This is a genomic window from Nocardia sp. NPDC051929, assembly GCF_044548645.1.
Classification (GTDB): domain Bacteria; phylum Actinomycetota; class Actinomycetes; order Mycobacteriales; family Mycobacteriaceae; genus Nocardia; species Nocardia sichangensis.
Map to the genome: position 1 here is coordinate 262,618 of NZ_JBIUCG010000010.1, position 23,993 is coordinate 286,610.

Annotated in this window: 20 protein-coding genes; 12 read left to right on the forward strand and 8 right to left on the reverse strand. The window is 68.4% G+C overall.

The features are described from left to right. The first annotated feature begins 104 nt into the window (after positions 1 to 104). The 9 genes from ACIHAX_RS15655 to ACIHAX_RS15695 all read left to right on the forward strand — a co-directional run bounded on the left by ACIHAX_RS15655 (position 105) and on the right by ACIHAX_RS15695 (position 10,764). Complete coding sequence (locus ACIHAX_RS15655) at positions 105 to 1,727, forward strand: carbamoyltransferase (protein ID WP_397278039.1); 1,623 nt, start codon at positions 105 to 107, stop codon at positions 1,725 to 1,727. Beyond that, positions 1,724 to 3,223, forward strand: a complete 1,500-nt coding sequence (locus ACIHAX_RS15660) for an HAD-IIIA family hydrolase (RefSeq protein WP_397278041.1) — start codon at positions 1,724 to 1,726, stop codon at positions 3,221 to 3,223. The genes ACIHAX_RS15655 and ACIHAX_RS15660 overlap by 4 nt, the downstream gene beginning before the upstream one ends. Next, positions 3,220 to 4,263, forward strand: a complete 1,044-nt coding sequence (locus ACIHAX_RS15665) for a glycosyltransferase family 9 protein (protein WP_397278043.1) — start codon at positions 3,220 to 3,222, stop codon at positions 4,261 to 4,263. The genes ACIHAX_RS15660 and ACIHAX_RS15665 overlap by 4 nt, the downstream gene beginning before the upstream one ends. Then, positions 4,260 to 4,823 carry an SIS domain-containing protein gene (locus ACIHAX_RS15670; protein WP_364426719.1) on the forward strand — a complete coding sequence of 188 codons (564 nt, stop codon included), beginning with the start codon at positions 4,260 to 4,262 and terminating at the stop codon, positions 4,821 to 4,823. Before ACIHAX_RS15665 ends, ACIHAX_RS15670 begins: the two co-directional genes overlap by 4 nt. Then, positions 4,820 to 6,202 carry a PfkB family carbohydrate kinase gene (locus ACIHAX_RS15675; RefSeq protein ID WP_397278045.1) on the forward strand — a complete coding sequence of 461 codons (1,383 nt, stop codon included), beginning with the start codon at positions 4,820 to 4,822 and terminating at the stop codon, positions 6,200 to 6,202. The genes ACIHAX_RS15670 and ACIHAX_RS15675 overlap by 4 nt, the downstream gene beginning before the upstream one ends. A 21-nt stretch (positions 6,203 to 6,223) precedes the next feature. Then, entirely contained in the window at positions 6,224 to 6,913 is a 690-nt protein-coding gene (locus ACIHAX_RS15680) for an SDR family oxidoreductase (protein ID WP_356969335.1), read from the forward strand. Next, positions 6,904 to 7,854, forward strand: coding sequence for a glycosyltransferase family 9 protein (locus ACIHAX_RS15685; protein WP_397278047.1), 951 nt, complete (start codon positions 6,904 to 6,906; stop codon positions 7,852 to 7,854). The genes ACIHAX_RS15680 and ACIHAX_RS15685 overlap by 10 nt, the downstream gene beginning before the upstream one ends. After that, positions 7,847 to 9,172 (forward strand): UDP-glucose dehydrogenase family protein, encoded by a 1,326-nt coding sequence (locus ACIHAX_RS15690; RefSeq protein ID WP_397278049.1) that lies wholly within the window; start codon positions 7,847 to 7,849, stop codon positions 9,170 to 9,172. The genes ACIHAX_RS15685 and ACIHAX_RS15690 overlap by 8 nt, the downstream gene beginning before the upstream one ends. 305 nt (positions 9,173 to 9,477) lie before the next feature. After that, entirely contained in the window at positions 9,478 to 10,764 is a 1,287-nt protein-coding gene (locus ACIHAX_RS15695) for a uracil-xanthine permease family protein (protein WP_397278083.1), read from the forward strand. A 72-nt stretch (positions 10,765 to 10,836) separates the two neighbouring features. Here the strand turns inward: ACIHAX_RS15695 and ACIHAX_RS15700 are convergent, their stop codons facing one another. The 4 genes from ACIHAX_RS15700 to ACIHAX_RS15715 form a co-directional block, all read right to left on the reverse strand. After that, the gene (locus ACIHAX_RS15700; RefSeq protein ID WP_364426735.1) at positions 10,837 to 12,390 is read right to left on the reverse strand and encodes an AMP-binding protein; all 1,554 of its coding nucleotides are present in this window, start codon (positions 12,388 to 12,390) and stop codon (positions 10,837 to 10,839) included. Positions 12,391 to 12,393: 3 nt separating this feature from the next. Further along, positions 12,394 to 13,620 (reverse strand): thiolase family protein, encoded by a 1,227-nt coding sequence (locus tag ACIHAX_RS15705; protein WP_397278052.1) that lies wholly within the window; start codon positions 13,618 to 13,620, stop codon positions 12,394 to 12,396. A gap of 106 nt (positions 13,621 to 13,726) precedes the next feature. Then, positions 13,727 to 14,569: a dienelactone hydrolase family protein gene (locus tag ACIHAX_RS15710; protein WP_364426741.1), complete on the reverse strand. Its 843-nt coding sequence runs from the start codon at positions 14,567 to 14,569 to the stop codon at positions 13,727 to 13,729. An 86-nt stretch (positions 14,570 to 14,655) separates the two neighbouring features. Next, the gene (locus ACIHAX_RS15715) at positions 14,656 to 16,125 is read right to left on the reverse strand and encodes a hypothetical protein (RefSeq protein ID WP_397278054.1); all 1,470 of its coding nucleotides are present in this window, start codon (positions 16,123 to 16,125) and stop codon (positions 14,656 to 14,658) included. 109 nt (positions 16,126 to 16,234) lie between these two features. Here ACIHAX_RS15715 and ACIHAX_RS15720 point away from each other — a divergent pair, with 109 nt between their 5' ends. Continuing rightward, complete coding sequence (locus tag ACIHAX_RS15720) at positions 16,235 to 16,867, forward strand: TetR/AcrR family transcriptional regulator (RefSeq protein WP_397278085.1); 633 nt, start codon at positions 16,235 to 16,237, stop codon at positions 16,865 to 16,867. A 118-nt stretch (positions 16,868 to 16,985) separates the two neighbouring features. Here the strand turns inward: ACIHAX_RS15720 and ACIHAX_RS15725 are convergent, their stop codons facing one another. After that, positions 16,986 to 18,215 (reverse strand): erythromycin esterase family protein, encoded by a 1,230-nt coding sequence (locus tag ACIHAX_RS15725; protein ID WP_397278056.1) that lies wholly within the window; start codon positions 18,213 to 18,215, stop codon positions 16,986 to 16,988. 274 nt (positions 18,216 to 18,489) lie between these two features. Continuing rightward, entirely contained in the window at positions 18,490 to 19,104 is a 615-nt protein-coding gene (locus ACIHAX_RS15730) for a TetR family transcriptional regulator (RefSeq protein WP_364426750.1), read from the reverse strand. Between the two features lie 134 nt (positions 19,105 to 19,238). Between ACIHAX_RS15730 and ACIHAX_RS15735 the strand changes: the two genes are divergently transcribed. After that, positions 19,239 to 20,135 carry an SDR family oxidoreductase gene (locus tag ACIHAX_RS15735; protein WP_397278059.1) on the forward strand — a complete coding sequence of 299 codons (897 nt, stop codon included), beginning with the start codon at positions 19,239 to 19,241 and terminating at the stop codon, positions 20,133 to 20,135. Between the two features lie 284 nt (positions 20,136 to 20,419). Here ACIHAX_RS15735 and ACIHAX_RS15740 read toward each other — a convergent pair whose 3' ends face one another. Together ACIHAX_RS15740 and ACIHAX_RS15745 are read right to left on the reverse strand one after the other, a co-directional pair. Beyond that, positions 20,420 to 21,175, reverse strand: coding sequence for an oxygenase MpaB family protein (locus ACIHAX_RS15740; protein WP_364426756.1), 756 nt, complete (start codon positions 21,173 to 21,175; stop codon positions 20,420 to 20,422). Then, positions 21,172 to 22,032 carry an oxygenase MpaB family protein gene (locus ACIHAX_RS15745; protein WP_364426759.1) on the reverse strand — a complete coding sequence of 287 codons (861 nt, stop codon included), beginning with the start codon at positions 22,030 to 22,032 and terminating at the stop codon, positions 21,172 to 21,174. Before ACIHAX_RS15745 ends, ACIHAX_RS15740 begins: the two co-directional genes overlap by 4 nt. A gap of 217 nt (positions 22,033 to 22,249) precedes the next feature. Between ACIHAX_RS15745 and ACIHAX_RS15750 the strand changes: the two genes are divergently transcribed. Then, the gene (locus ACIHAX_RS15750; protein WP_397278062.1) at positions 22,250 to 23,899 is read left to right on the forward strand and encodes an acyl-CoA synthetase; all 1,650 of its coding nucleotides are present in this window, start codon (positions 22,250 to 22,252) and stop codon (positions 23,897 to 23,899) included. The last annotated feature ends 94 nt before the right edge of the window (positions 23,900 to 23,993 follow it).

A 23,993-nucleotide genomic window follows, 5' to 3' on the forward strand; every position in this document is an offset into this window, starting at 1 on the left:
GATCGGTTTAGTCGCGACTTCACCGGGTAGCGCCCCTCTTGTATGCCAGCGGGCGAACCGGGTCCCGCGCGTCTCGAACCGCGTCTCGAACAGAAAGGCGGCCCGTGCGCATTCTCGGAATCAACGCGGTATTTCATGATCCTGCTGCGGCTCTGATCGTGGACGGCGAAATCGTCGCGGCCGCCGAGGAAGAGCGGTTCACCCGCCGCAAGCACGGCAAGCGCCCGGTGCCCTTCTCCGCATGGGAACTGCCCGAACAAGCCGCCGCATGGTGTCTGGAGCGAGCGGGATTACGCCCCGACCAGCTCGACGCGGTGGGCTACTCCTACGACCCGGCACTGGTCGATCATTCGCTCGGCGGTCTCGATCGGAAAAGCGAGGCGACCAGAACGGACTACGCGTTCCGAGCGCCCGCTTTCCTCGCGGCCGCGTTGCCCGGCCTCGATCTCACCATCGTGCGTTTCGTGCGACATCACCTGGCGCACGCCGCGTCCGCGGCCCTCGCGGCCCCGTCCGGCGACTCGGCGGTGCTGGTGGCCGACGGACGCGGCGAGAGCCAGTCCTATCTCGCCGGGGAATATCGAGACGGCAAGTTCGTGGAGCTGGCGGCACAGCGGCTGCCGCACTCGCTCGGATTGATGTACGAGGACCTCACCGAGCATCTGGGCTTCACCCGGTCCAGCGACGAGTACAAGGTCATGGCACTGGCCTCCTACGGCACCCCCCGCTTCCTCGATCGGTTCCGCCAACTCGTGTATTCCACCCGGGACGGTGGTTTCCGTACCGAGGCCGTGAACTGGTCGGACTTCGCCCCCACGGTCATCGGCGGTGAGTTCGGCCGAGACCACGCAGACCTCGCCGCCAGCGTCCAACGACGACTCGAGGACGTGTTGCTCGAGTTGACCTCTTGGCTGCATCGCCAGACCCGGCAGCGAACCCTCACGCTGGCCGGCGGCATCGCGCTGAACTGCGTGGCCAACAGCCGTCTGCACGCCGAAGGCCCCTACGAGCGGATCTGGGTCCAGCCTGCCGCGGGCGACGCTGGCACCGCACTGGGCGCCGCGCTGCAATTGGCGGCCGAGTTCGGGGAGCGGGTCACCCCGATGCGGGGCGCCGACCTCGGCCGCGAATGGACGGACGCCGAGCTGGAAACCGTGCTCCGCACGGCCAAGGTCCGGTACACGAAATCCAACGACATCGCGGCGGACGTGGCGCAAGCGCTCGCGGAAGACCAGGTGGTGGCCTGGTTCCAGGGCCGGTCCGAATTCGGCCCGCGCGCACTCGGCCACCGTTCGCTGCTCGCTCACCCCGGCCGGTCGGCGAATCTCGAACGCCTCAACGATGTGAAGGGGCGCGAACAGTTCCGGCCGCTGGCACCGATGGTGCTCGCCGACCGGGCGTCCGAGATCTTCGGACGCGGGCCGCTGCCGAGCCCGTACATGCTGTTCGTGCACGACGTCGCGCCGGAGTGGCGAGAGCGGATTCCCGCCGCGACACATGTCGACGGCACCGCGCGGGTACAGACCGTAGATCCCGCCGACAAGCCGGTTTTGGCACGCATGCTGGCGGAGTTCGATCGGCACACGGGTCTGCCGGTAGTGATCAACACCAGCCTGAACACGGCGGGCAGGCCGATGGTCGATTCACCGCGCGACGCCCTCGAATGCTTCGGTTCGGCACCCATCGATCTGCTCGCCATCGGCTCATTCGTGGTCCGTCGCCCATGAACGGCCCCACCGTGGACTACAGCATCGTGATCCCGACCATGGGCCGGGAAAGTCTTCGCGCGCTGCTCGAGTCGTTGGACACGGCGTCGGGACCGAAACCACGGGAGATCATCGTGGTGGACGATCGGCCACGAGCCGGGGACCTACCGTTGCCCGCGACGGTGTCTTCGGTTCAGGTCATCCGCTCGGGCGGACGCGGACCCGCCGCGGCCAGGAACGCCGGGTGGCGGCATGCCGAAGGAACCTGGATCGCTTTCCTCGATGACGATGTGCTCACCGCGCCGGATTGGCCCGCCCGCTTGGCCGAGGACCTGCGTGATCTCGACGACAACGCGGCGGCTTCCACGGCCCGCATCGAGGTTCCACTGCCGAAGCACCGCAGGCCGACCGACGCCGAACGCGGGATCGCACGGCTGGCCACGGCGCGGTGGATCACGGCGGACATGGCCTATCGCCGGTCCGCGCTGATCGCGGTGGGTGGCTTCGACGAACGGTTCCCGCGGGCGTTCCGCGAGGACGCCGATCTGGCACTCCGGGTCTGCCTCGCGGGTTACGTCATCGCGGCCGGACAACGCGTCACTCGCCACCCGCTTCGCGAATCGGGACCGATGGCCAGTGTCCGAGCACAACGCGGGAACGCCGACAACGCCCTATTGCGGCGGAAATACGGCGCTCGATGGCGGCAGCGGATCGGCGAAGAGGCCGGACTTCTCCGCCACCACGCGTTCACTACGGCCGCGGGCGCGGTGGCCGTGGCGCTCGGCGTCGCGGGCCGCAAACTGCCCGCCCTCGTTTTCGCGGCCATCTGGACGGCGCTGACCGGTGCATTCGCAGCGCGCCGGATCGCACCCGGACCCCGAACACCCGGCGAGATCGGCCGGATGACGCTGAGCAGCGCGCTGATTCCACCGGCCGCGTGCTGGCACCGACTGCGCGGCGAGCTGCGTCACCGGAACGCGACCCACGCCTCGCCGCTGGCGTTGCTGTTCGACCGCGACGACACCCTCATCATCGATGTCCCCTACCTCGCCGACCCCACCGAGGTCCAGCCGGTGCCAGGAGCCGCCGACGCGCTGCGGAAAGTGCGCGCGGCGGGCATCCAGCTCGGCATCGTGAGCAACCAGTCCGGCGTAGCGCGAGGATTGATCAGCCCCGAACAGCTCGCCGCGGTGAACGCCCGAGTCGAGGATCTGCTCGGACCGTTCGCGACCTGGCAGGTGTGCGTGCACGGCGAAGGCGGCGGCTGCGGGTGCCGCAAACCGGAGCCGGGCCTGATCCGGCAGGCCGCCGCGGATCTCGGCGTCGACATCGGCAGGTGTGTGGTCATCGGCGACACCGGCGCCGACGTCGCCGCCGCGCAGTCCGCGGGCGCACGCGCGATCCTGGTGCCGACGGCGAGAACCCTCCCCGGCGAGGTGCACCGCGCGCGTCGCGAAGCGACCGTGGCGCGGGATCTGACCGAGGCCGTCCGGCTGGCGATGGCGGGTGTGCCGTGACCGGCCGGGCGCTGGTGGCCCGCATGGACAATTTCGGCGATGTGCTGCTGGCGGGGCCGTGCGTCCGAGCGGTGACCGCGCAGGTCGATTCGGTGACGCTGCTGGCCGGGCCGCGCGGCCGAGCCGCCGCGGATCTTCTGCCGGGTGTGGAGCAGGTCGTGACGTGGCGCGCGCCGTGGATCGATCTGGAGCCACCCGCGGTCACGTCGGCGGGCATCGATGCCTTTGTCGAGCGGATACGCGCGCTCGAGGTGGATCTCGCGTTGATCCTCACGTCCTTCCACCAGTCGCCGCTGCCGCTGGCGCTGCTGCTTCGGATGGCCGGTATTCCCTGGATCGGCGCGATCTCGGAGGACTACCCCGGTTCGTTGCTGGATCTGCGCCATCGCGTCGAGGGCGATCCGCCCGAAGCCGAACGGGCGTTGTCGCTCGCCGCGGCGGCCGGCTTCCGGCTGCCGCCCGGCGACGACGGCAAACTCGCTGTCCGGCAGCCGTTGCCGAAGGTCGGCGGGCTCACCGGCGAACCGGGTTACGTGGTCATGCATCCGGCCGCGTCGGTACCGGCGCGGCAGCCGTCGTCGTCCCGTTCCGCGGCCATCGTCGCCGCACTGACCAGCGCCGGTCACCGGGTGATCGTGACCGGCGCTCCCGCCGACCGGCCGCTCACCGGCGCCGTCGCGGGCAGACACGGCATCGACCTCGGTGGAGCCACGACCCTGCCCGAACTCGCCGCCGTGCTCCGCGACGCGAGCGTCGTGGTGGCGCCCAACACCGGCCCGGCGCATCTCGCCGCGGCCGTCGGGACACCCGTGGTCTCGCTGTTCGCACCGGTCGTGCCCGCCGAGCGGTGGGCCCCCTACGGCGTGCCGGTGGCCATGCTCGGTGACCAACGCGCGCCGTGCCGCGGCAGCAGAGCCCGGGTCTGCCCGGTGGCGGGGCATCCGTGCCTCGACTCGATCACCCCCGAGCAGGTCGTCACGGTGGCGGAAGAACTCGGTGCGGGCAGCCTCACGCGCCTGCGGACAGGAGGTGCGGGGTGATCGAAGACCATTTCGCTGCTTTGCACGCGGCGCTGGACCGCACCAGTTGCTTCGCACCCGATATCCGCAGATGGGGCAGGCAACTCGCGGTCGTGCTCGCCAACGGTGGACGGTTGCTCGCCTGCGGTAACGGCGGCAGCGCCGCGGAAGCCCAGCACCTGACCGGTGAGCTGGTCGGCCGCTTCCGCAACGAGCGCGGTCCGTTCTCGGCGATCGCGCTGCACGCCGACACCTCGGCGGGTACCGCGATCATCAACGACTACGGCGAGACCGAACTGTTCGCCCGCCAGGTCCGCGCGCACGGCAGGCCCGACGACATCCTCGTCTTGTTGTCCACCAGCGGCACCAGCCACAACGTGGTTGCCGCGGCGAAAGCGGCGCACGACATCGGCGTCGTCACGTGGGCCATGACCGGGCCTGCGCCCAATCCGCTCGCGGCGCTGTGCGACGACGCCGTCGCCGTGGACGCGCCCACCACGGCCACTGTGCAGGAAGTGCATCTGGTCTTGGTGCACGCTCTGTGCTCGGCGCTCGACGATGCACTGGGGGTACCGACATGAAGCCGTTGGTCGTGGTCGGCGACAGCATTCTGGACGTCGACATCGAAGGCGTCGCGGAGCGGTTGTCGCCCGAAGCGCCCGTGCCCGTCGTGGACGTGGAACGCCAGTGGATACGCCCGGGCGGTGCCGGGCTGGCCGCCGCGCTGGCCGCGCAGTCGGTCGCCGAGGTCTCGCTCATCACGGCGGCCGCCGACGACCACGACGGCCGCATCCTCACCCGGCTCCTCGACCAGCACGTTCGAGTCGTTCCGATCGCGCTGCGCGGCAAGACGGTTCGCAAGGCCCGCGTCCGCGCCGCGGGACAGTCGCTGTTGCGAATGGACACCGGCGACGGCACCGCGGACGGCGGCTCGGTGAGCGCCGCGGTTACCAGGACACTGCGGGCGGCCGGGGCGATCCTCGTCGCGGACTACGGCCGGGGTGTCGCCGCGCATCCCCGGATCAGGAGCCTGCTCACCGACCTGGCTCGGTCGGTACCGGTGGTGTGGGATCCGCACCCGCGCGGCCCCGCGCCGACGCCGGGAGCACAACTGGTCTCGCCGAACCTGAAAGAGGCACGCCAGTTCGCGCCGGGGTATGTCGAACCCGACGAGTTGGCGAAGGTGCTGCGAGACGAGTGGGCAGCGGATTCCGTCGCGGTTACCACCGGTCCGGGCGGAGCGGTCCTGGCCAATGGGAAACGGCTCACTGTGGTTCCCGTACCTGCCGACGTCCGTCTCGCCGGGCATCCCGGTTCCGACACTTGCGGCGCGGGTGACCGATTCGCCTCGGCCGCGACCGCCGCCCTGTTCGGCGGCTCCACGGTCGCCGACGCGGTGTCGCACGCGGTCGACGCGGCGGCCAGGTTCGTCGCGGCGGGCGGCGCGGCCACGTTGTCCACGTGCGACAGCACGGCCGTGGCCACGGCAGGGCCGACCGACACGAACGAGTCGGCGTTCGAGGTGGCGGCGCGAATCAGGGCGCGTGGCGGCCGACTCGTCGCCACCGGTGGCTGTTTCGATCTGCTGCATCCCGGCCATGTGAGCCTGCTGCGCCAGGCTCGCGCCATGGGTGACGCCTTGGTGGTCTGTCTCAACTCCGATGCGTCGGTGCGGCGCCTGAAAGGGCCGCGCCGGCCGATCGTCACCGCACGTGACCGTGCCCGGCTGCTCGTCGAACTGTCCTCGGTCGACGCCGTCGTCGTGTTCGACGAATCCTCGCCGAACGCACTGCTGGACCGCCTTCGCCCCGATGTGTGGGTCAAGGGCGGCGACTACTCCGGCGTGGATCTCCCCGAGGCCGCGGTCGTTCGCGGTTACGGCGGCGAGATCGCGCTGATCCCCACTGTTCCCGGTTACTCGACTACACAACTGGTCACCGCGAGCCAGGTCGGCGGCTGACCCGAGAACGTAAGGAGCGCGATGCGAACCCTCGGCAATGTCCTGATCACCGGTGGCGCTTCCGGGCTCGGCGCGGCGGTCACCGCCGCCGTCCGCGCGAACGGGGGCCGCCCCTATGTGATCGACCGGGTGGAGCCCGAGGCACCCGTCGATTTCGTGCGTGCCGATCTCGCCGACACCGTCGCCGCCGAACAAGCCGTGCACGAGATCATCGAGCGCACGGGGGGCCGGATCGACGGCGTGTTCACCGCGGCGGGGACCGACGCCTGCGGCCCACTGGACCAAGTGCCAACGAAGAAATGGGAATACGTGGTCCAGGTCAATCTGTTCGGCACCGCCGCCGTGATTCGTGCCGCCCTTCCGGCGCTGCGGGAGAGCAAGGGAACGGTCGTGACGTGTGCTTCCACCCTGGGCATCAAGGCGGTCGGTCACGCGACCGCCTATTGCGCCTCGAAATTCGGCGTCGTGGGCTTCACCAGGGCGCTCGCCGCCGAAACGGCGGGCAGCGTCGGGGTGACCCTGCTCATCCCGGGCGGGATGCACACGGCGTTCTTCGACGACCGCGACGAGCAGTACAAGCCGCCGCCCGACGCGAAACTCAACCAACCGCAGGACGTCGCCGACGCGGTGGTCTTCGCGCTCCGGCAGCCGCCGGGCTGCGAGGTCAGGGAGATGGTCGTGTGCGCCTCGGAAGAGGGATCGTGGCCCTGACGCGCACGATCCTGGTGCTGCGGGCACTCGGGCTCGGCGACCTGCTGACCATCGTGCCCGCCTTGCGCGGGATCAGAAGCGCCCACCCCGGCCACCGGGTGGTGCTCGCGGCGCCGGCAGCGCTGCGTGACCTCGTCGGCCTCATCGACGCGGTCGACGAACTGCTGCCGACGGCGGGACTTGGTGCGCTTCGATGGCCCACGGCGCCACCGAGGCTCGCGGTCAACCTGCACGGCAAAGGACCGGAGAGCATCCGCGATCTGTTGACGGCAGGCCCGGATGCACTACTGACCCACCACAATCCGGAATTTCCCGACCTGCCCGGCCCCGCGTGGCGCGACGACGTGCACGAAGTGGATCGCTGGTGCCGCCTGCTGGAATACGGTGGGATCGACGCCGATCCAACCGAACTGCTGCTGCCGGCCCCACCGCGACCCGCCCCCGAATCGAATGCGGTCGTGATCCATCCCGGCGCGGCGTATCCCGCGCGGCGCTGGCCGTCCGAACGCTTCGCGCGAGTGGCGCGTGAACTCGTCGCCGACGGTCATCGAGTGGTGATCACCGGGAGCAGAGACGAAATGCGCTTGGCCAACGCGGTCGCCGAGAAGGCCGGGCTCCCGCCCTCGGCGGTGTACGCGGGACGCACCGATCTGACCGAACTCGCCGCACTGGTTGCCGACGCGGCTCTGGTCGTGTGCGGTGACACCGGCGTCGGGCATCTCGCCACCGCGTTCGGCACACCGTCGGTAGTGCTGTTCGGGCCCACGCCCCCGAACCGGTGGGGGCCGCCCCCGGACGCGGAACACCACATCGCGCTGTGGGCCGGGACGGTCGGCGACCCGCACGCCGATTATCCGGATCCGGGCCTGCTCATGGTGCGACCCGAACATGTGCTCACGGTCGCGGCCGACTTGCTCGGACAGCGGGTCCGCCATGGGTAGTCGCGTCGGCGTGGTCGGCGCCGGTTATGTGGGGCTCACCAGCGCCGCATGCCTCGCCCACCTCGGACACCACGTGATCTGCGTCGACAACGACGAAGCCAAAGTGGCGGCGCTGCGTACGGGTGCGGTCGCGATCGTCGAGCCCGGGTTGCCGGAACTGGTTCGAGAGGGACTGGAGGAAAATCGGCTGGTCTTCACATCGGACGCGCAGGCGCTGCACGAATGCGAAGTGGTCCTGTTGTGCCTTCCCACGCCCATGGGCACCGGCGGTACGGCCGACCTCGGCGTGCTCGAGGACGCGCTGAGGACGTTGGCCACCGTCCTGCCACCGGACTGTGTGCTCGTCACCAAATCCACCGTCCCGGTGGGGACGGCAGCGCGGATTCCCGCCCTGTCCGGTCTCGCGGGCACGGCGGTGGTCAGCAACCCCGAATTCCTCCGGGAGGGCCACGCGGTCGAGGATTTCCTGCGCCCCGACCGGGTTCTCCTCGGCGCGGCCGAGCACGATCGGGAGTCGGCCGACCGTGTCGCGGCGCTCTACGCCGGAACGGGCGCACCGGTGCTGCGTTCCGACTCTGCCAGCGCCGAACTGGCAAAGTACGCCAGCAACGCGTTTCTCGCGGTGAAGCTCTCGTTCGTCAACACACTGGCCGAACTGTGCGAACGAGTCGGCGCCGACATCACCAAGGTCACCGGCGCGATGGGGATGGACGACCGGATCGGTCCCGCCTTTCTCGCTCCCGGCCCCGGCTGGGGTGGCTCGTGCCTGCCCAAGGACACGCGCGCGCTCCTGCGTGCCGCGGAAGCTCGGGGTGTGGACTTCGCCATGGTTCGCAATGCCTTGCAAGCCAATGACCGTCAGCAGGCGATGGTGCTGCGCAAGATCCGCCGCGCAGTCACCGATTCGGTCGACGGCTCGCTGGCCGGAACCCGGATCGGCGTGCTCGGCCTCGCGTTCAAAGCCGGAACCGGCGATCTGCGCGACTCCCCCGCCGTCGCGGTCGCGCGGCAGCTGACCCGGCACAGCGCCGTGGTCACCGCCTACGACCCGTGTGTGCCGGCGGGCACCCCGGGTCTGGACGGCATCCGCGTGGTGGACGACCCCTACCTGGTGGCGAAAGACGCCGGCGCGCTGGTGATCCTCACCGAGTGGCCCGAATTCCGTTCGCTCGACTGGGCGAAACTCGCGACCGATGTCGACCGACCCGTAATCGTCGACACGAGAAACCTTCTCGACGAGCGCCTGCTCACCCGCACCGGATTCACGGTGCTGGGCAACGGCACCTCCGGCGCTTCCGACGGCGGACGGGCCTTTTAGACACGCTCGTGCAGGGCCCAGGTCGAGTACGCGAAGCCGGTCTCGGCACCGGCGATCTGCTGGCCACCGGAACGCCGTCCGGCGTCGGTTACGCCCGCACCCCGCCTGGCTGGTGCAGCCGGGCGACACCGCGAAGGCGTGGGCGACTTCGGCACCGTCCGGCGCCCACGCCTACGGGGCACAGGACGAGGTCGACGCACGGCACGACAGCACGCGACATCTCGGCCGAGGAGTCCGGCACAGCGCGCCGGCCGTCGATGCCGCACACTGCTCCCATGACGACGCCCGAATCGCGAACCGGATCGATGTTCCGGTGGACTCCGGTAGCCACCGGCGCGGTGATCGCGCCCGGCGAGCGATTGACCTGGCCGCGCACGATCGGCTTCGGATTGCAGCATGTGGTGGCGATGTTCGGCGCCACCTTCCTGGTGCCGGTCCTCACCGGGTTCCCACCGTCGACGACGCTGCTGTTCTCCGGGGTCGGCACCCTGCTGTTCCTGGTGATCACCCGCAACCGGCTGCCGAGCTATCTGGGTTCGAGTTTCGCGATCATCGCTCCGGTCCTCGCGGCCACCGCCTCCGCCGGAATGGGTGCGGCGCTGGGCGGCATCGTCGTGGTGGGCGTCGTGCTGATCGTCATCGGCGCGGTGGTGCACTTCGCAGGCACCCACTGGATCGAAGCGCTGATGCCGCCGGTGGTCACCGGCACCATCGTCGCCCTGATCGGGCTGAACCTGGCGCCGACCGCCAAGACGAATTTCGAGAAGGACGCGATCACCGCGACGGTCGTGCTCGTCCTGCTGATCCTGTGTCTGGTGCTCTTTCGCGGGTTGCTCGGCAGGCTGGCGATCGTCACCAGTGTCGTGCTCGGCTATCTGCTCGCGCTCGCCCGCGGCGAGGTCGACACCGCGGCGATCGGGAAGGCTTCCTGGGTGGGGCTGCCCGACTTCCACGCACCGAGCTTCCACCTCTCGGTGATCCCGATGTTCCTGCCGGTGGTCCTGGTACTCGTGGTGGAGAACATCGGGCACGTCAAGTCGATCACCACGATGACCGGTATCGACTACGACCGGCGCATGGGCCGCGCGCTGGCGGCCGACGGTCTGGCGACCGTACTGGCAGGCAGCGGCGGCGGTTCGGCGACCACCACGTACGCGGAGAACATCGGCGTGATGGCCGTGACGAAGGTGTACTCCACCGCCGCGTACTGGGTGGCCGGCGCCGCGGCGATCGCGCTCAGCCTCTCACCGAAGGTGGGAGCCGTGATCGCCGCCATCCCGGCCGGGGTGCTCGGTGGCGTGACGACGGCACTCTACGGCTTGGTCGGAATCCTCGGCGTGCACATCTGGGTGAGCAACCGGGTGGACTTCGGCAAGCCGATCAACCAGTTCACCGCGGCCATCCCGCTGGTCATCGGCATCGCCGACTTCACATGGGTGGTAGGCGAACTCGACTTCGGTGGTATCACGCTGGGCGCCGTCGCCGCGCTGGTGATCTACCACGCCATGCGGCTCATCGGGGGATGGCGCGGGACGGTCGTCCCTGACAACGCGCACGGGGTGCGGAAGCCGGTGGAACCGACGGATCGGTGACCGTCGGCGATTCCGGGCAACAGCGATCGACGCTCCATGCGCTGGGAACCTGGAGGAATACGAGCACGACCCTCAGATCCTCGTGCTGCGGTCGGCCCAAAATCGCTCCCGCACTTCCTTCTTCAAGACCTTGCCATTGACGCTGCGAGGGAGCTGGTCGACGAAGACGACCGCCTTGGGCGCCCGCACCGGGCCGAGCCGCTCGCGGCACCGGGCGATCAGCTCCGCCTCGCCAACGGTCTGCCCCGCCTCGAGTTCGACCACAGCGGTCACGACCTCACCCCAGTCGGGATGCGGGGCGCCGACCACCGCGCAATCCCGCACGGCGGGGTGGCTCCAGATCACCTGCTCGACCTCGCCGGGAAAGACGTTGAAACCGCCAGAGATGATGAGGTCCTTCTTCCGGTCGGTGATGTGGAGGTAGCCTTCCGCGTCGCGATGCCCCAGGTCGCCGGTGTGCAGCCATCCGTCGACAATGGTCTCCGCGGTGCGTTCGGGATCCTTGTAGTAGCCCTTCATCACGAGATCACCCCGGACACAGATCTCGCCGGTCACACCCGCGGCCACCTCCGCCCCGGACTCGTCCAGAATCGCCACCGTGGCCAGCGGATAGGGTCGTCCGCACGAACCGAGTCGGTGCTCGGGCGCAACCCGTCCGTCGATCAGGTGCTCGTCGGGCCGCAGGAACGAGATCGCCGCGGGGGCTTCCATTTGCCCGTAGCCTTCCAGAAAGACCGGCCCGAGCCGCTCGATTCCGGCGCGGAGTTTCTCGGTCGACATCGGCGCCGCGCCGTAGGTCAGGTAGCGCAGGGACGAGGTGTCGGCAGTCCGCTGCCGCAGCACCTCGAGCAAGCGGTAGATCACCGTCGGCGGAAGGAACAGATCCGTGACGCGGTGCCGCTCGATGGCATCGAGGACCCGCTCCGGTGTCGCGCGCGGGATGATGACGACTTCGCCCCCGCGTGCGGTGGCCTGCAGGCTGAACAGCCCGGCCGTGTGCGTCATCGGGGCCGCGGCCAGGTTGACGATGGGTGCGCCCGCCGGATGGACCAGCGCCATCATCTGGTGGGTCACCATCGCCGACAGACTGCGGTGCGTATTCATGACGCCCTTGGGTGCACCGGTCGTTCCGCCGGTCGGCGCCACGGCGACCACGTCGTCCATGGCGTAGCCGACCCGCGGTGGCGCGGTGGGATGCTGGGCGGTCCAGTCCTGCAGGGTCACATCGTCGGTCCCTGCCGCCAACGCGATGTATACGCCGACCCCGGGTGCCGCCGTCTTCAGTTCCGCTACCTGGTCGGCGAGAGCAGGGTGGTAGAACAACACTTCCACGTCGAAGCGCCGCAACAGCCGGATGTTCTCGCTCACCGGATGGGCCGGGTTCAGCGGGACCCACGCCGCGCCCGCGCGCCATGCGCCGAGTACGCAGATCCACGCCAGCGGTGAGTTCGGCGACAGCACGGCGATTTTCGATTCGCGCCGCATGCCGGCGCTCAGTAGCGCATGGGCGATTCGGCACGACAGCGCACCGGCTTCGTCGAAAGTCCAGACCTCGTCGTCGGTCCGGTAGGCGACGCCCGCCGGATTGATCGCCCGCCCTCGATCGAAGAAATCGATGATGGCCATGTCTCACACCCTTCCCAGCACGATGACGGCGGTGACCGCTTCCTCGCCGCGGTGGAAACCACCGCCGTTCTCCGCCAACGCGATTCGCGCCCCGTCCACCTGACGCGGACCGGCGTTGCCGCGCAATTGTTCCGTGAGCTCGAAGATCTGGCCGAGCCCACTCGCCCCGAGGGGATGCCCCTTGGATTCCAGGCCGCCGGAGGGATTCACCGGAATCCTGCCCCCGAGCGTGGTCTCACCGCGCAGCGCCGCCGGTCCACCCGCACCGAGCGGAACGAGGCCGAGCAACTCGGTCTGCAGGATCTCGCCGAATGCCGTGGCATCGTGAACCTCGGCCACGTCGATGTCCTCCGGACCGGCTCCTGCCAGTTCGTAGGCGCGTGCGGATACCGTACGGCTCGGGTGTCCCTCGAACGTCGTCGCGTCGCGGTCCGCTCCGCTGCCGAGGACGGCGGCGAGAACCTGCACCGATTTCGGCGCGCCGAGCCGCCGGAGCCCGGCCTCGCTGCACACGATCACCGCGGCCGCGCCGTCGGTGATCGGCGCGCACATCGGGACGGTGAGCGGGTACGACAGCTGCCGCCCCGCGAGTACGTCCGCCACGGTCATCGGCTTGCGGTAATGCGCGCGCGGGTTGTCGGCCGCATGGTCGTGATTCTTGGCCGCTACCGCGGCGATCTGTTCCTGGGTCGTGCCGTGCAGACGCATGTGGTTGCGAGCGATAGCCGCGTAGATGTCCATGAAGACCGAGCGGCGCCCCAGGTCGTGGTCGTCGACGTCACCACCCAGCTCCAGCAGGACGCGCTCGAGCGCGGCGGGATCGGACACGTCGTAGGCGCTGTCGAACACCGCCATGGTTCGTTCGGGGTCGTCGACGTGCATGCGCTCCACGCCGACGGCCAGCGCGACATCGGCGGCCCCCGACCGGATCCGATCCACCGCGAGCGCGAACGCGGAGGCGCCCGTAGCGCAGGCGTTCTCGACGTTCACGATCGGAATGCGCTGAATACCCGAGGCCCGCAAGGTGATCTGCCCCGCGATCATGTGCTGGCCCTCGAGCGCACCTTGCGTGGCGGTACCGAAGAACGCGGCGTCGAGTGCGTCGGCGGAGGCACCGCAGTCCCGCAACGCGTCGGTGACGGCCCAGCGGGTGAGATCGTTGACGCTCTTTCCGGCGTGTCTGCCGAACGGCGTCATTCCGACACCGGCGACCCAGACGGGGGTTGTCATGATTTTCCTTTCGATTCGGAAGTCGTCGATGCGGTCCGATCGACGCCGGCCCGCGCCGAAGGCGGTGCGGAGTCGCATCGACCGCGCGGGACGACAGGAGTCGTCGCTAAGGGCGCTCACCGATCGGCTGGTGATCCGCCAGGAGTCGACTGCCGAGGAAATCCAGTACTCGGTGTAGGGCGGCCTGGGTAGGTTGGCCCGGTTCGTCGATGAGGTGTTCGGTCAGGACCGAGTGGGGATCGAGCACGGCGTCCGGGTTGGCGGCCGCGTCGTCGAGTTCGATCGCGATGAACGCGTCGCCGAGTTGGTCGCGCAGGAAGTCGAATCGTTCGGCCGGAGAACGTCGATCACCGCAGAATCGCAGGCCCATGACCGAAAGTCCGTCGGCGCAACGTTGTTTGACGCGGGCGAGGTCCGAAGCGGACAGGTCGATGGAGTATTTCTGTCGCGAGGTGAAACCCAGCGGCAGCCCCGGCTGGGACAGCACGGGCGCGATCAGACGGTCGTCGACCGCCATGGCGAGGGCGAATCCACCGGTGAAGCACATCCCGACGGCACCGACACCCGGTCCGCCGCAGCGGCGGTGCTCGTGTTCGGCAAGCGCACGCAGCCAGTGCACGACGGGTGAGGTGCGGCCGGTGGCCAGCACCACGAACTCCCGGCTGACGCAGATCGGCCCGAGCTGACCGGCGACGTTCGCCAACGCGGAGACCAGCCCGTGCGCGGCGGGGCTGGGGTCACGTCCCGGGTTGCCGTACAGGTGCGGCACCACCGCCGTGCACCCCAAACCCGCGACGCGGCGGGCGAAGTCGAACACCTCGGGTGAGATGCCCGGAAATTCCGCCATGACGATTACGGCGGGACCGGCGCCTTGGCGGAAAAGTGCGCGGGTCTTGCCGTCGTAGGTGAACGAATCGCGCTCGAAGTCGTGAAGATCGTCGTCGCTCATGTGTAGCCCTTCTCGTGAACGGGCCCTCACTATCGACCGGCAGGACTCGCCGGTTATAGGAAAAATGTTCCCCGATGCGCCCGGAGTCACCGCTGTCCCTCGACAGCGCCGTCGATGAACAGCGGCGTCGACGAGACCGGGACCCGAAGCACTCCCCCAGCGATGTCGACCGGCACCCGAGCACCGTGGACATCCACTACATGCGCCCGGAGAAACGGCCAGTCACAGACGAATTCGTTCGGTGAATCATCCTGATCGGCCATGCCGCGCCGCTCCCAGACGACCAGCGCCGGAGTGCCGTGATTCCGCTCGGCTTCGAACAAGTACAAGTCGGGACGATCGGTGACGGTGATCCGCCGAACCCGGGTGGCGCCGTCGAGCAGGCGTGCCATCGACTCGAAGGTGTCGGCGGCCGGATGCCGCCGACCGATGATTCCGCCCGCACTGTCCAGAAGCTGGAGTTTGCCGAACATCAGCGCACCCGCGGCACGGCTGTCGCGATAGAACTCCCATTCGGGGGCGATCGGGTAGTACAAGTTGCGCCGGATGCCCTCGGCGAGCGCGAGCATCGTGCGCACCACCACATCCCGGCAGGCCAGCCTGTGCCGGTGTTCCTCCAGTTCCGGTGCGCACCCGTTCATGAACATCTGCAACGTGGGCGGCAGTTCGGCCATGCGCTGGTAGAGCTCGACCACCGGCGCGTCCGCCGTGGCTTCGATCTCTTCGAGGGTGTCGGGCATAGGAGCCTTCCCAAGGAACTGCTGCTGATGAACCGCGAGCACATCGGCCAGATGCGGCAGATTGTCCGGGAAATCCGTGGGCAGCGGCCCGCTGTGTTCGCTTGCGACGACCGGCTTTTCGCATCCGTGCGCGGCCAGCTGCGCTCGGCATGCTCGCACCAGTTCCGGGACGGTGTACGGGTCACCGTAGGGGTGGATGTCGAAAACGTCGAAATGCTCCGTTCCATCCCGCAGCACCTCTCCGAAGAAGCGCCCCCAGGTGTGCGCTCCGGCCGGTCCGTCGCCCAGCATCGCCCCCGGCACCGCCGCGCCGAGTACCACCAGCGCCGCGGGGTCCGCCTGTTTCACGGCCTCGTGGAAGACCCGCAGCTGAGCGACATAGTCACCGGCCGTACCGGCCCAGAACAACGGCAGGCATGGCTCGATCTCGCACTGCCAGAAGCGGATTCGGCCCGGCTGGTGCGCGGCGAGCTCTCGGACGAAGCGATGGTAGCGGTCGATGTCGATGGCCGGCGACGCGGGCAGCCACCGGGTGGCGCGCCGCGTGGCCCAGTGCGAACCCGCGCACACCGTCACCCACGCCTCGTCGCCGTCGGCGAGTTGGTCCAGCAACGCGTCGAGCACGTGCAGATCGAACCGGCCGGGTTCCGGCTCGACCTGCGACCAGTAGATGTTCACCCGGACGATGCCTGCGCCCAGCGCCCGCGCCTGTGGCACGAACTCCTCGGGTCGGCCGAACAGCCCGTAGGTGGTGCCACGCACCACCCCGAGACGAATTCCGGGCAGCAGTTCATCCGCGGATACGGCAGAGGTCATGGTCGTGCTCCTTTCAGCGCCAAATAGAGGACTATCAGTACTCTATTAGAGAGCCAAGCTACCATGAGATTCCACCGCAAAGGGACGTATAGTCCTCTAAGTGAACGGAATGAGTGGGCCGGACGGGCCGAGCCGCGCGGACGATCACCGCAAGGCGCCGCGACGGCGTGGCGAAGTGTTGGAGCAAGCGATACTGCGAGCGGCGGCGGAGGAACTCGCCGAGGTCGGCTACGCGGGCTTCGGCATCGACCGAGTCGCCACCCGCGCCGGAACCAACAAAACCACGATCTATCGCCGCTGGCCCAGCCGCGCGGCACTGGCGGTCGCGGCGTTCCGCGATGCCGCCCTGACCGACGACGTGCCCGACACCGGCGACCTGCGCACGGACGCACTCGCGGTACTACGCGCCGCCGCCGATCGAATGACGTCACGACAGGGAGAGCTACTGCACGTACTGGCCACCGAAATGCACAGCCAACCGGACCTGCTCCGCGAAGTTCGAGATCAGCTGTTCGACACCAGCGTCACCCGATGGCTGACGATTCTCGGTCGCGCCATCGCCCGTGGCCAAGCCCGCCCCGAAGCACTGTCGCCGCGAATCGCGACCGTGGCGGTCGATCTACTGCGCAACGAGTACCTTGTCCGCGGCGTCACCACCATCCCCGACAGCACCATCACCGAGATCATCGACACCATCTACCTGCCCCTCGTGCGGCCCCACGTCGGGCAGGGCGGCGAATGAGAGCGCGCCGCCTACTCGGACCGCGTCGAGCGCGTCAGAAGTGCGCGGCGCCACCGTCGATCGAAGTCGAGTGGCGTAATTTGTCGAGGGTCGTGGAGCGCGACGGCGGGCGCATGCGTCACGGTTGGGCGAGCGAGTGCGTCGGGGTGATGGTCCGGATGTGCAGGACGACGTCGAACCAGTCGCCCAGTCCGGCACCGGCGATGTGATGATCGACGTCGCGGTCAGGGCGGTAGGTCCCGATGATGAGGCGGAGCTTCGCGGGCCGATGCAGCCATTGCCGAACCGCGCCCGCGGGTGCGGTCCGCAGATCGAGCAGGTAACTGCCGAGTTCGGGTTGGTCGAGCACAGTGTCCGCGAAGCCCTCCACCGGAGCGGGCACAACCAGGTCGGCGCGGACGTTGCCGTGATGAAAGGTGAGCGCGACCGACAGATAACCGGTTCCGAAGCGGTCACGGAGCAGGGATCCCGTGCTCGGAAACCGTTGTGACATAGCGGCAACGGTGAGCTCTCGCGCGACGGCGGTGTTGGACACTCCTTCCCAGTACACGATCCGGTGCCCGGTGCGGTCGTGCCAGTCCACGATGCGGCGAGCGGCATCGACGGATTCGGCGGCGAAGTCACGGCGGCCCGAGGCGGTGCTGTTCTCGTGGTACCGCACGATGAGGCGAGCCGCGTCCAGGATTTCGGGTGCGCCTGCGGCGCCCGGCAACGACTCGACCAGCGTCAGCGCGTCTCGGGCGTGGTCGGCAAATGGGCGTCCGGGGTGGGTGCCGTTCGCGCGCTGTATGTGCTCGCCCAGCCGATGGGCTGTCACAATCGGGTCGTAGTGCGATCTGAGCTCCGCGATCCTTTGCGGCGCAGCTCTTTCCACGAACCTAGTCACGCGCTCGTAGTGCGCCGGTTTGGCGGCCTCGGGAGCCAGGCCGAACAGGCGCACCGGATCGTGCGGATGCGCACGATTGAACTCGCGCGCCCACTCCAGAACCGCGATTGTCTCGGCGGTGCGCCACGGCACCCACGCATCGCCCAGAATCGCCCGCACGTCCCCGGTACCCGTCCGCGCGTATTCGTCCATGTCCGCCACGACGGATTCGTCATCGAGCAGGGCGAGCGCCCGAAAACCCAGAGTTTCCACGAACAGTCGCAATATCCGGTGTGCGGTCACGGACAGTTCGTGCCCCGCGCGGGTCGTCGCGCCGACTCCGACGACGACCGTGCCGTCAGCCCGGTCGGCCAACGCCGCCAAGTCCATGAGCGATCCATCGGCGTCGAGCGTGGCGAGGGGGCGGGCGCAGTCGCGGATCCAACGCGTCACGTGCGCGGAGTCGTGCGTCTCATCCGACATGATCTGCTCCTCGACGGACGGGCCCGCCGGACCTGGCTCGGCGGAGCGCTATGGAAAATACCTTTGCGATCAAAGGCATTTATCTTTGCTCGCAAAGGTACTTTCGGGATGGAGCGGATGTCAATTGCCGAATCGCGGTCACCGAGCCCCGTCCGCCCCGCCTACCGCGACCAACGCGCCGCGATGAGGTCGGCCGCGCCGGAGCGCAGGAAGGACCGATCGAGTGAGCCGAGCATCATCGGCGTCATGAGCGATGGCGGGCGGCGACAGTTTCTCAGGATTGCCCGGCGGCGCGATCCGCGGGCGTCGCGCGATGCGCTGTCGCTTTTCCCGCGAGGGTCAGCAACTCGCCGAACACATCGGCTGCTATCTCGGCGAGCGACCGCTGCTCGTCTTCGCGAATCCATTGCGTGAAAGCGATCCCGAACACCGTGATGCACGACTCCGCCGCCAGCCTCGCGGCGAGGTCGTCGACGCCTCGCGCGCGCAGGGCGTCGGCGACCGTCGTGGCGAGACCTGCGAGCTTGTGCCGCTCGCGTTCCTGTAGTGCGGGGTTCTGGTCGATCACGAATTGTCGTGTGCGGGAGTCCGACCGGCGTTCGTCGGGAAAGAACGACGCTACGGACTGCAGCGCGGAGGCGACGATGTCGATCGCGGACGTGTCCGGGGGTGCGGCGTCCACGCCGGTGACGAACGCTTCGACCAGTAAGCCCTGTCCGCGGAAGAGAACCTCTCGCTTGTCACTGAAGTGACGGAAGAACGTGCGTTCGGTCAGGCCGGCGGACTGCGCGATCTCCGTGGCGGTGGTCTGTTCGAAGCCCCGGGTGGCGAACAGTTCGAGCGCGGCCTGCCGCAGCCGCTCCGCGGCCCCAGGTTCCCAACGTGCCATGTCGCCAAGTGTAGTGATGACAGCTACTGACATGAAGGCGTAAGGTGATGTCTGTGACTGACGTCAGTCACAGACATCACCTAGCAGGGATCGCTCCCCCGCTCAGCGGCGGAGTGGACGAAGGAGTTCACGTCATGCATGTTTTCGTCACCGGAGCCTCTGGATGGATCGGCTCGGCCACCGTCGCCGACCTGCTCGCCGACGGCCATGAGGTCACCGGACTGGCCAGATCCGACGGATCCGCCGCAGCCCTCGAGGCCAAAGGCGCCCAGGTCCGCCGCGGCGACCTGGACGACCTCGACAGCATCCGCTCCGGAGCCGAGGCGGCCGACGCCGTCATTCATCTGGCGAACAAACACGATTGGTCCGACCTCGCCGCCTCCAATGCGGCCGAGCGAGCCGCCGTTCAGACCATCGGCGACGCGCTCGCCGGCACCGGCCGCCCCTTCCTGCTCGCGTCGGGCGTCGCCGCCCTCAGCCAGGGCAGGCCCGCGACGGAGGCCGACCCTTCTCCGTTCCACGGCCCCGACTCGCCGCGCGGAGGAAGCGAGAACTTGGCGCTCGAGTACGTCGACCGCGACGTGCACACCGTGAGCCTGCGTTTCGCGCCAACCGTGCACGGCGCCGGGGACCACGGTTTCATCGCGACCCTCGCCGCGATCGCTCGCCGGACCGCCGTCTCCGGCTACCCCGGCGACGGCGCCAACCGGTGGGCCGCGGTCCATCGAGCCGACGCCGCCCGACTGGTCACGCTCGGCCTCGGCAAGGCCCCGGCGGGAGCTCGCCTGCACGCCGTCGCCGAAGAGGGCGTGCCGAGCCGCGTGATCGCCGATGCGATCGGCCGAGCGCTGGACCTGCCCGTGACCTCCATCGCCCCGCAGGACATCCAAGGTCATTTCGGGTGGATCGGCGCATTCTTCGCGATGGACCTCTCGGCAACCAGCGATGCGACGCGAGAGCTGCTGGGCTGGACACCTACCGGACCGACCCTCATCGAGGACCTCGACGCCGGTGCCTACACGGCGCACTGATCGGCCGCCGCAAGTTCATGCCGTCGCCGGGGCGGTTCCACTGGCCAGCCTTCCACCGTGGTCACCGGTAGCCTCCCCGACCCAGCACGCCCTGTGGCGATCATCGCCTCGGCGACGATAAGAAAAGACCGGTGTCCGCACCGGTGCGGCCTCGGGCATCGAGCACGCGGCGGCGTTCACCCGAACCAGGTCGAAGACCACGAGGGATTCGGTTCATCCAACCCGTCGGCGGGGCCGGGGCAAAGGATCCGGTACGACCTTTGCGGCCGAGGCAGCGGTGTCGATCATGCCGGACCGACGCCGGCCGCGCGGGCGGGGTGGAGATACTTCATCCGACGCGGTGCGGCACGCCCCGAAGTTCGCAGTGCCAATGCGTACAGCCGCAACGCGTGCCGGTCCCCCGGGCGCTGCGGCACACCGAGGAGATCCCGCGCTCGCGGATGCTGGATCGCCCGCGCCACCGAATTCGGTAGCGCCCGTGGTATCCACGCATCCGGGCGCAGCACCTGCGGCGCCAGCCCCACCGCGGCCGGACTCGTTCGCAGCGTCGTCGCGCAGGTCTCCTCGACGTAATCGCGAAACTCGGGCAGCGTGTGCGGCATGTGCCGTGCCGAAATACCGTAACGGCCATACCATTCGACGCATTCCCGATAGAGCCGATGGCTTTCTTCCGGTGTCAGCGGGCGAATGAACATATTGATCGCGAAGAAGAGTGTGTCGACATACGTCGCATGCTGGAAGAAGAAAAGATCCGGCCGGAGCGCGTGATAGCGAGTGCCGAAATCGTCGCTGCCCTGCACGTGGGCGTGCCCGGCGTGGATCAGCGAGCGCAGATCCCGGTCGGAGTAGGCGATCTGCACAATCGCGTTGACGGTGCGGCGCTTGTGCAACCACAGCCGGTAGGTCACATGCTCGGTGAGCGCCGTCGCGATCGCGGGATGCAGAATTTGCAGGGCTACCGCTCTGGGAAGCGCAAGCGCGAAACGCCGGTCTCCGAGATACTTCCGCAACAGCGATCCGGGCTCACTGACGGTCTTCACACCAGCGGCTTTCCGAGCGCGCGCCGCCTGCGCATATCGTGCAGATAGTTGTCGAAGGGATACAGCCGCCAACGCTCGGGGAACACCCGCAACACCAGTCCGATCGAGCGCATCGTCAGCTCGAAGACACGCTGGCGACGAGCGCTCCAATCCAGGCCCAGTTCATCGCGGAACCTCTGCGGGAGAAAGCCCGTGGTGAAGAACCGATTCGTCCGGCGGAACGCCAACCGCTCCAGGCGTCGATAGGGGCCCAGATCGATGACCTGGTCGAGCAAATAGGCCCGCACCTCATCGTCCAGCGTGAGATCCGAAAGCTTCGAGTCCCAGTACTCGGCGAACGCGGCACGGTCGCGCGGCCACACCTCCGCGCGCATCTGCAATGTCGTCCCGAATCGGCTCGACTCGCGGTACACCTCGTCGGCCAGCTCTTCATCCATAGGGCCGTAGAGAAAGGTAAGGGAATCGACGGTGCCGCGGTAGAGGCACGCGGCCACCCACAATTGCAGTTCCGGATCGAAAGCGTTGTACTTCACCGGACTGTGCGGGCCGGACCGCACGTGGCGATGCGAGGTGTTGACCGCCACGCGATAAGCCTCCCGATCTTCCTCGGTACCGAGCATCGCCACGGCCAGGTAGGTCAGCGTCGTACGGCCACGCTTGCGTGGATGCACGGTGTATCTGCCGCTTTCGACCGTGCTTTCCACGACGCCGCGGCCGACGGGGGGCAAACTCAATTGCATCACCACGTTGGCCGGGCCACCCAGCAGTGCTGCGGGGCCCGCCATATAGCGGCGGCGCCGTCCGAGATCGGCTTCGGCAGCAGTCAGCGGCTGTGCTGACGGTTCGGATCGAGACATGCCCAGCTCCAGCGATATGATGACATAAACTTCGCTCCATTATCTCACCGAGACAGCCGTTCAGCAATCTCGAACGCCACGACCCAGGCGGCCGCTCCTACCGATTATGTGAACCATGATTCTTCTTCTGAGGTAGGCTTCATCGCGCAGCGGGCCGCATCGGCGGCGCCGCTCGCCGACAGGGTTCGGTCGCCGATCTGCTCAACTGGAGGTGTCGATGACCAAAACGTCATGGTCCCCGCTCACGGCGGTCCGGTCGGTGGCCGACCTGGCCTCGGCCGCCGTCGTGCTGGCCAAGCGCGGAATGGTCGATCCGGCACGTCCGGCGGAGACCATCCGGGTGATGCGCGAAGCTTCCGTGTACGGCCCGTTCGTCACCACGCTTGCCCATGCCACCCGCCGCCACGGGTCCGCACCCGCGATCGTCGACGAACGCGGAACACTCACCTTCGATCAACTCGACAAGCAGTCGAACGCACTCACCCGCGGCCTCGCCGCCGCCGGAATCGGCCCCGGCACCGTGCTCGCCGCCCTCTGCCGCGACCACCGCGGAATGGTGCTGACGCTCTTGGCGGCAGGGAAGCTGGGCGCCCGCCTGGTGCTGATGAACACCGGTTTCGCCAAGCCACAGCTCGCCGAGGTCGCCGCGAGGGAGAACGTCGGCGCGATCTTGCTCGACAGCGAATTCGTCGAACTGCTCGGCGCTGTCCCCGAACGTGTACCGCGGATTCTGAGCTGGGTAGACGAGACCGACCAGGTCGAGGGGAACACACCGACGATCGACTCGCTCATCGCCGCCGAGTCGACCGCGGCGCTGCCGCCACCGCGACGCCCCGGCGGGATCGTCATCCTGACCAGCGGAACCACCGGCACGCCGAAAGGCGCCCCGCGGGACAAGGTCTCGCCACTGCAGTCGGCGCAGTTCCTGCACCGCGTGCCGTTACCATGTGCGGACACGGTCGTGATGGCAGCTCCCATCTTCCACGGCACCGGCCTGTCACAGTTCACTCTCGGCTGGGCATTGGGCAACAAGATCGTCTTCCAGCAGCGCAAATTCGATCCGCGACGAACGTTGGCGAACGTCGCCGGTCACCGCGCCGCCACCTTGGTCGTCGTACCGACCATGCTGCAGCGCATCCTCGATCTCGGACCCGGCGTCCTCGAGCAATTCGATACCAGCTCGCTGCGGGTGATCTTCACAGCCGGAGCGCCGGTATCACCGGACCTGAGCCGACGCACGGCCGACGCCTTCGGCGATGTGCTGTACAACCTCTACGCCTCCACCGAGGTCGCGGTCGCCGCCGTGGCCACCCCGCACGACATGCGTGTGGCGCCGGGCACTGTCGGCAGACCGCCCGTGGGCTGCCGGGTCGCCATCTACGACGCGCAACGTACCAAGATCACCACCCCCGGCGAGGTGGGCACGATCTTCGTCTCCAGTGGACTCAGCTTCTCCGGCTATACCGACGGCCGGAACAAGGAGATGGTCGACGGACTGCTGTCCAGCGGCGACGTCGGCCACTTCGACGCCGACGGCCGCCTGTTCATCGATGGCCGCGACGACGACATGATCGTCTCCGGCGGCGAGAACGTCTACCCGCTGGAGGTGGAGAACCTTCTCGCCGACCGTCCCGACATACTCGAAGCCGCGGTCGTCGGCGTCGACGATCGCGACTTCGGTAAACGTCTGCGCGCCTTCGTCGTACCCGCTGCGGACGCCGAGCGCGACCCGCAGGAGATCAAGGACTACGTCAGAGCGAACCTGGCCCGCCACAAGGTGCCTCGCGACGTGGTATTCGTCGATGAACTGCCGCGCAATGCCACTGGCAAGCTGGTGCGCCGCGCCTTGGAGGAGGCCGACATCTAGCTGTTGTATGCCATCACCTGCGTATCGTCGTTGTCGTCAAGTGATTCACGGATCGCGACCTGCGCGGCATGCGGCAGCGTATGCATGATCTCGC

Bases quoted from the DNA above. Each gene is read 5' to 3' on its own strand.
- ACIHAX_RS15695 (WP_397278083.1), top strand. From the start codon at position 9,478: ATGTTCCGGTGGACTCCGGTAGCCACCGGCGCGGTGATCGCGCCCGGC.
- ACIHAX_RS15730 (WP_364426750.1), bottom strand. From the start codon at position 19,104: ATGGCACGTTGGGAACCTGGGGCCGCGGAGCGGCTGCGGCAGGCCGCG.
- ACIHAX_RS15690 (WP_397278049.1), top strand. From the start codon at position 7,847: ATGGGTAGTCGCGTCGGCGTGGTCGGCGCCGGTTATGTGGGGCTCACC.
- ACIHAX_RS15710 (WP_364426741.1), bottom strand. From the start codon at position 14,569: ATGAGCGACGACGATCTTCACGACTTCGAGCGCGATTCGTTCACCTAC.
- ACIHAX_RS15745 (WP_364426759.1), bottom strand. From the start codon at position 22,032: ATGTCTCGATCCGAACCGTCAGCACAGCCGCTGACTGCTGCCGAAGCC.
- ACIHAX_RS15750 (WP_397278062.1), top strand. From the start codon at position 22,250: ATGACCAAAACGTCATGGTCCCCGCTCACGGCGGTCCGGTCGGTGGCC.
- ACIHAX_RS15720 (WP_397278085.1), top strand. From the start codon at position 16,235: ATGAGTGGGCCGGACGGGCCGAGCCGCGCGGACGATCACCGCAAGGCG.
- ACIHAX_RS15725 (WP_397278056.1), bottom strand. From the start codon at position 18,215: ATGTCGGATGAGACGCACGACTCCGCGCACGTGACGCGTTGGATCCGC.
- ACIHAX_RS15660 (WP_397278041.1), top strand. From the start codon at position 1,724: ATGAACGGCCCCACCGTGGACTACAGCATCGTGATCCCGACCATGGGC.
- ACIHAX_RS15680 (WP_356969335.1), top strand. From the start codon at position 6,224: ATGCGAACCCTCGGCAATGTCCTGATCACCGGTGGCGCTTCCGGGCTC.
- ACIHAX_RS15705 (WP_397278052.1), bottom strand. From the start codon at position 13,620: ATGACAACCCCCGTCTGGGTCGCCGGTGTCGGAATGACGCCGTTCGGC.
- ACIHAX_RS15675 (WP_397278045.1), top strand. From the start codon at position 4,820: ATGAAGCCGTTGGTCGTGGTCGGCGACAGCATTCTGGACGTCGACATC.
- ACIHAX_RS15735 (WP_397278059.1), top strand. From the start codon at position 19,239: ATGCATGTTTTCGTCACCGGAGCCTCTGGATGGATCGGCTCGGCCACC.
- ACIHAX_RS15715 (WP_397278054.1), bottom strand. From the start codon at position 16,125: ATGACCTCTGCCGTATCCGCGGATGAACTGCTGCCCGGAATTCGTCTC.
- ACIHAX_RS15700 (WP_364426735.1), bottom strand. From the start codon at position 12,390: ATGGCCATCATCGATTTCTTCGATCGAGGGCGGGCGATCAATCCGGCG.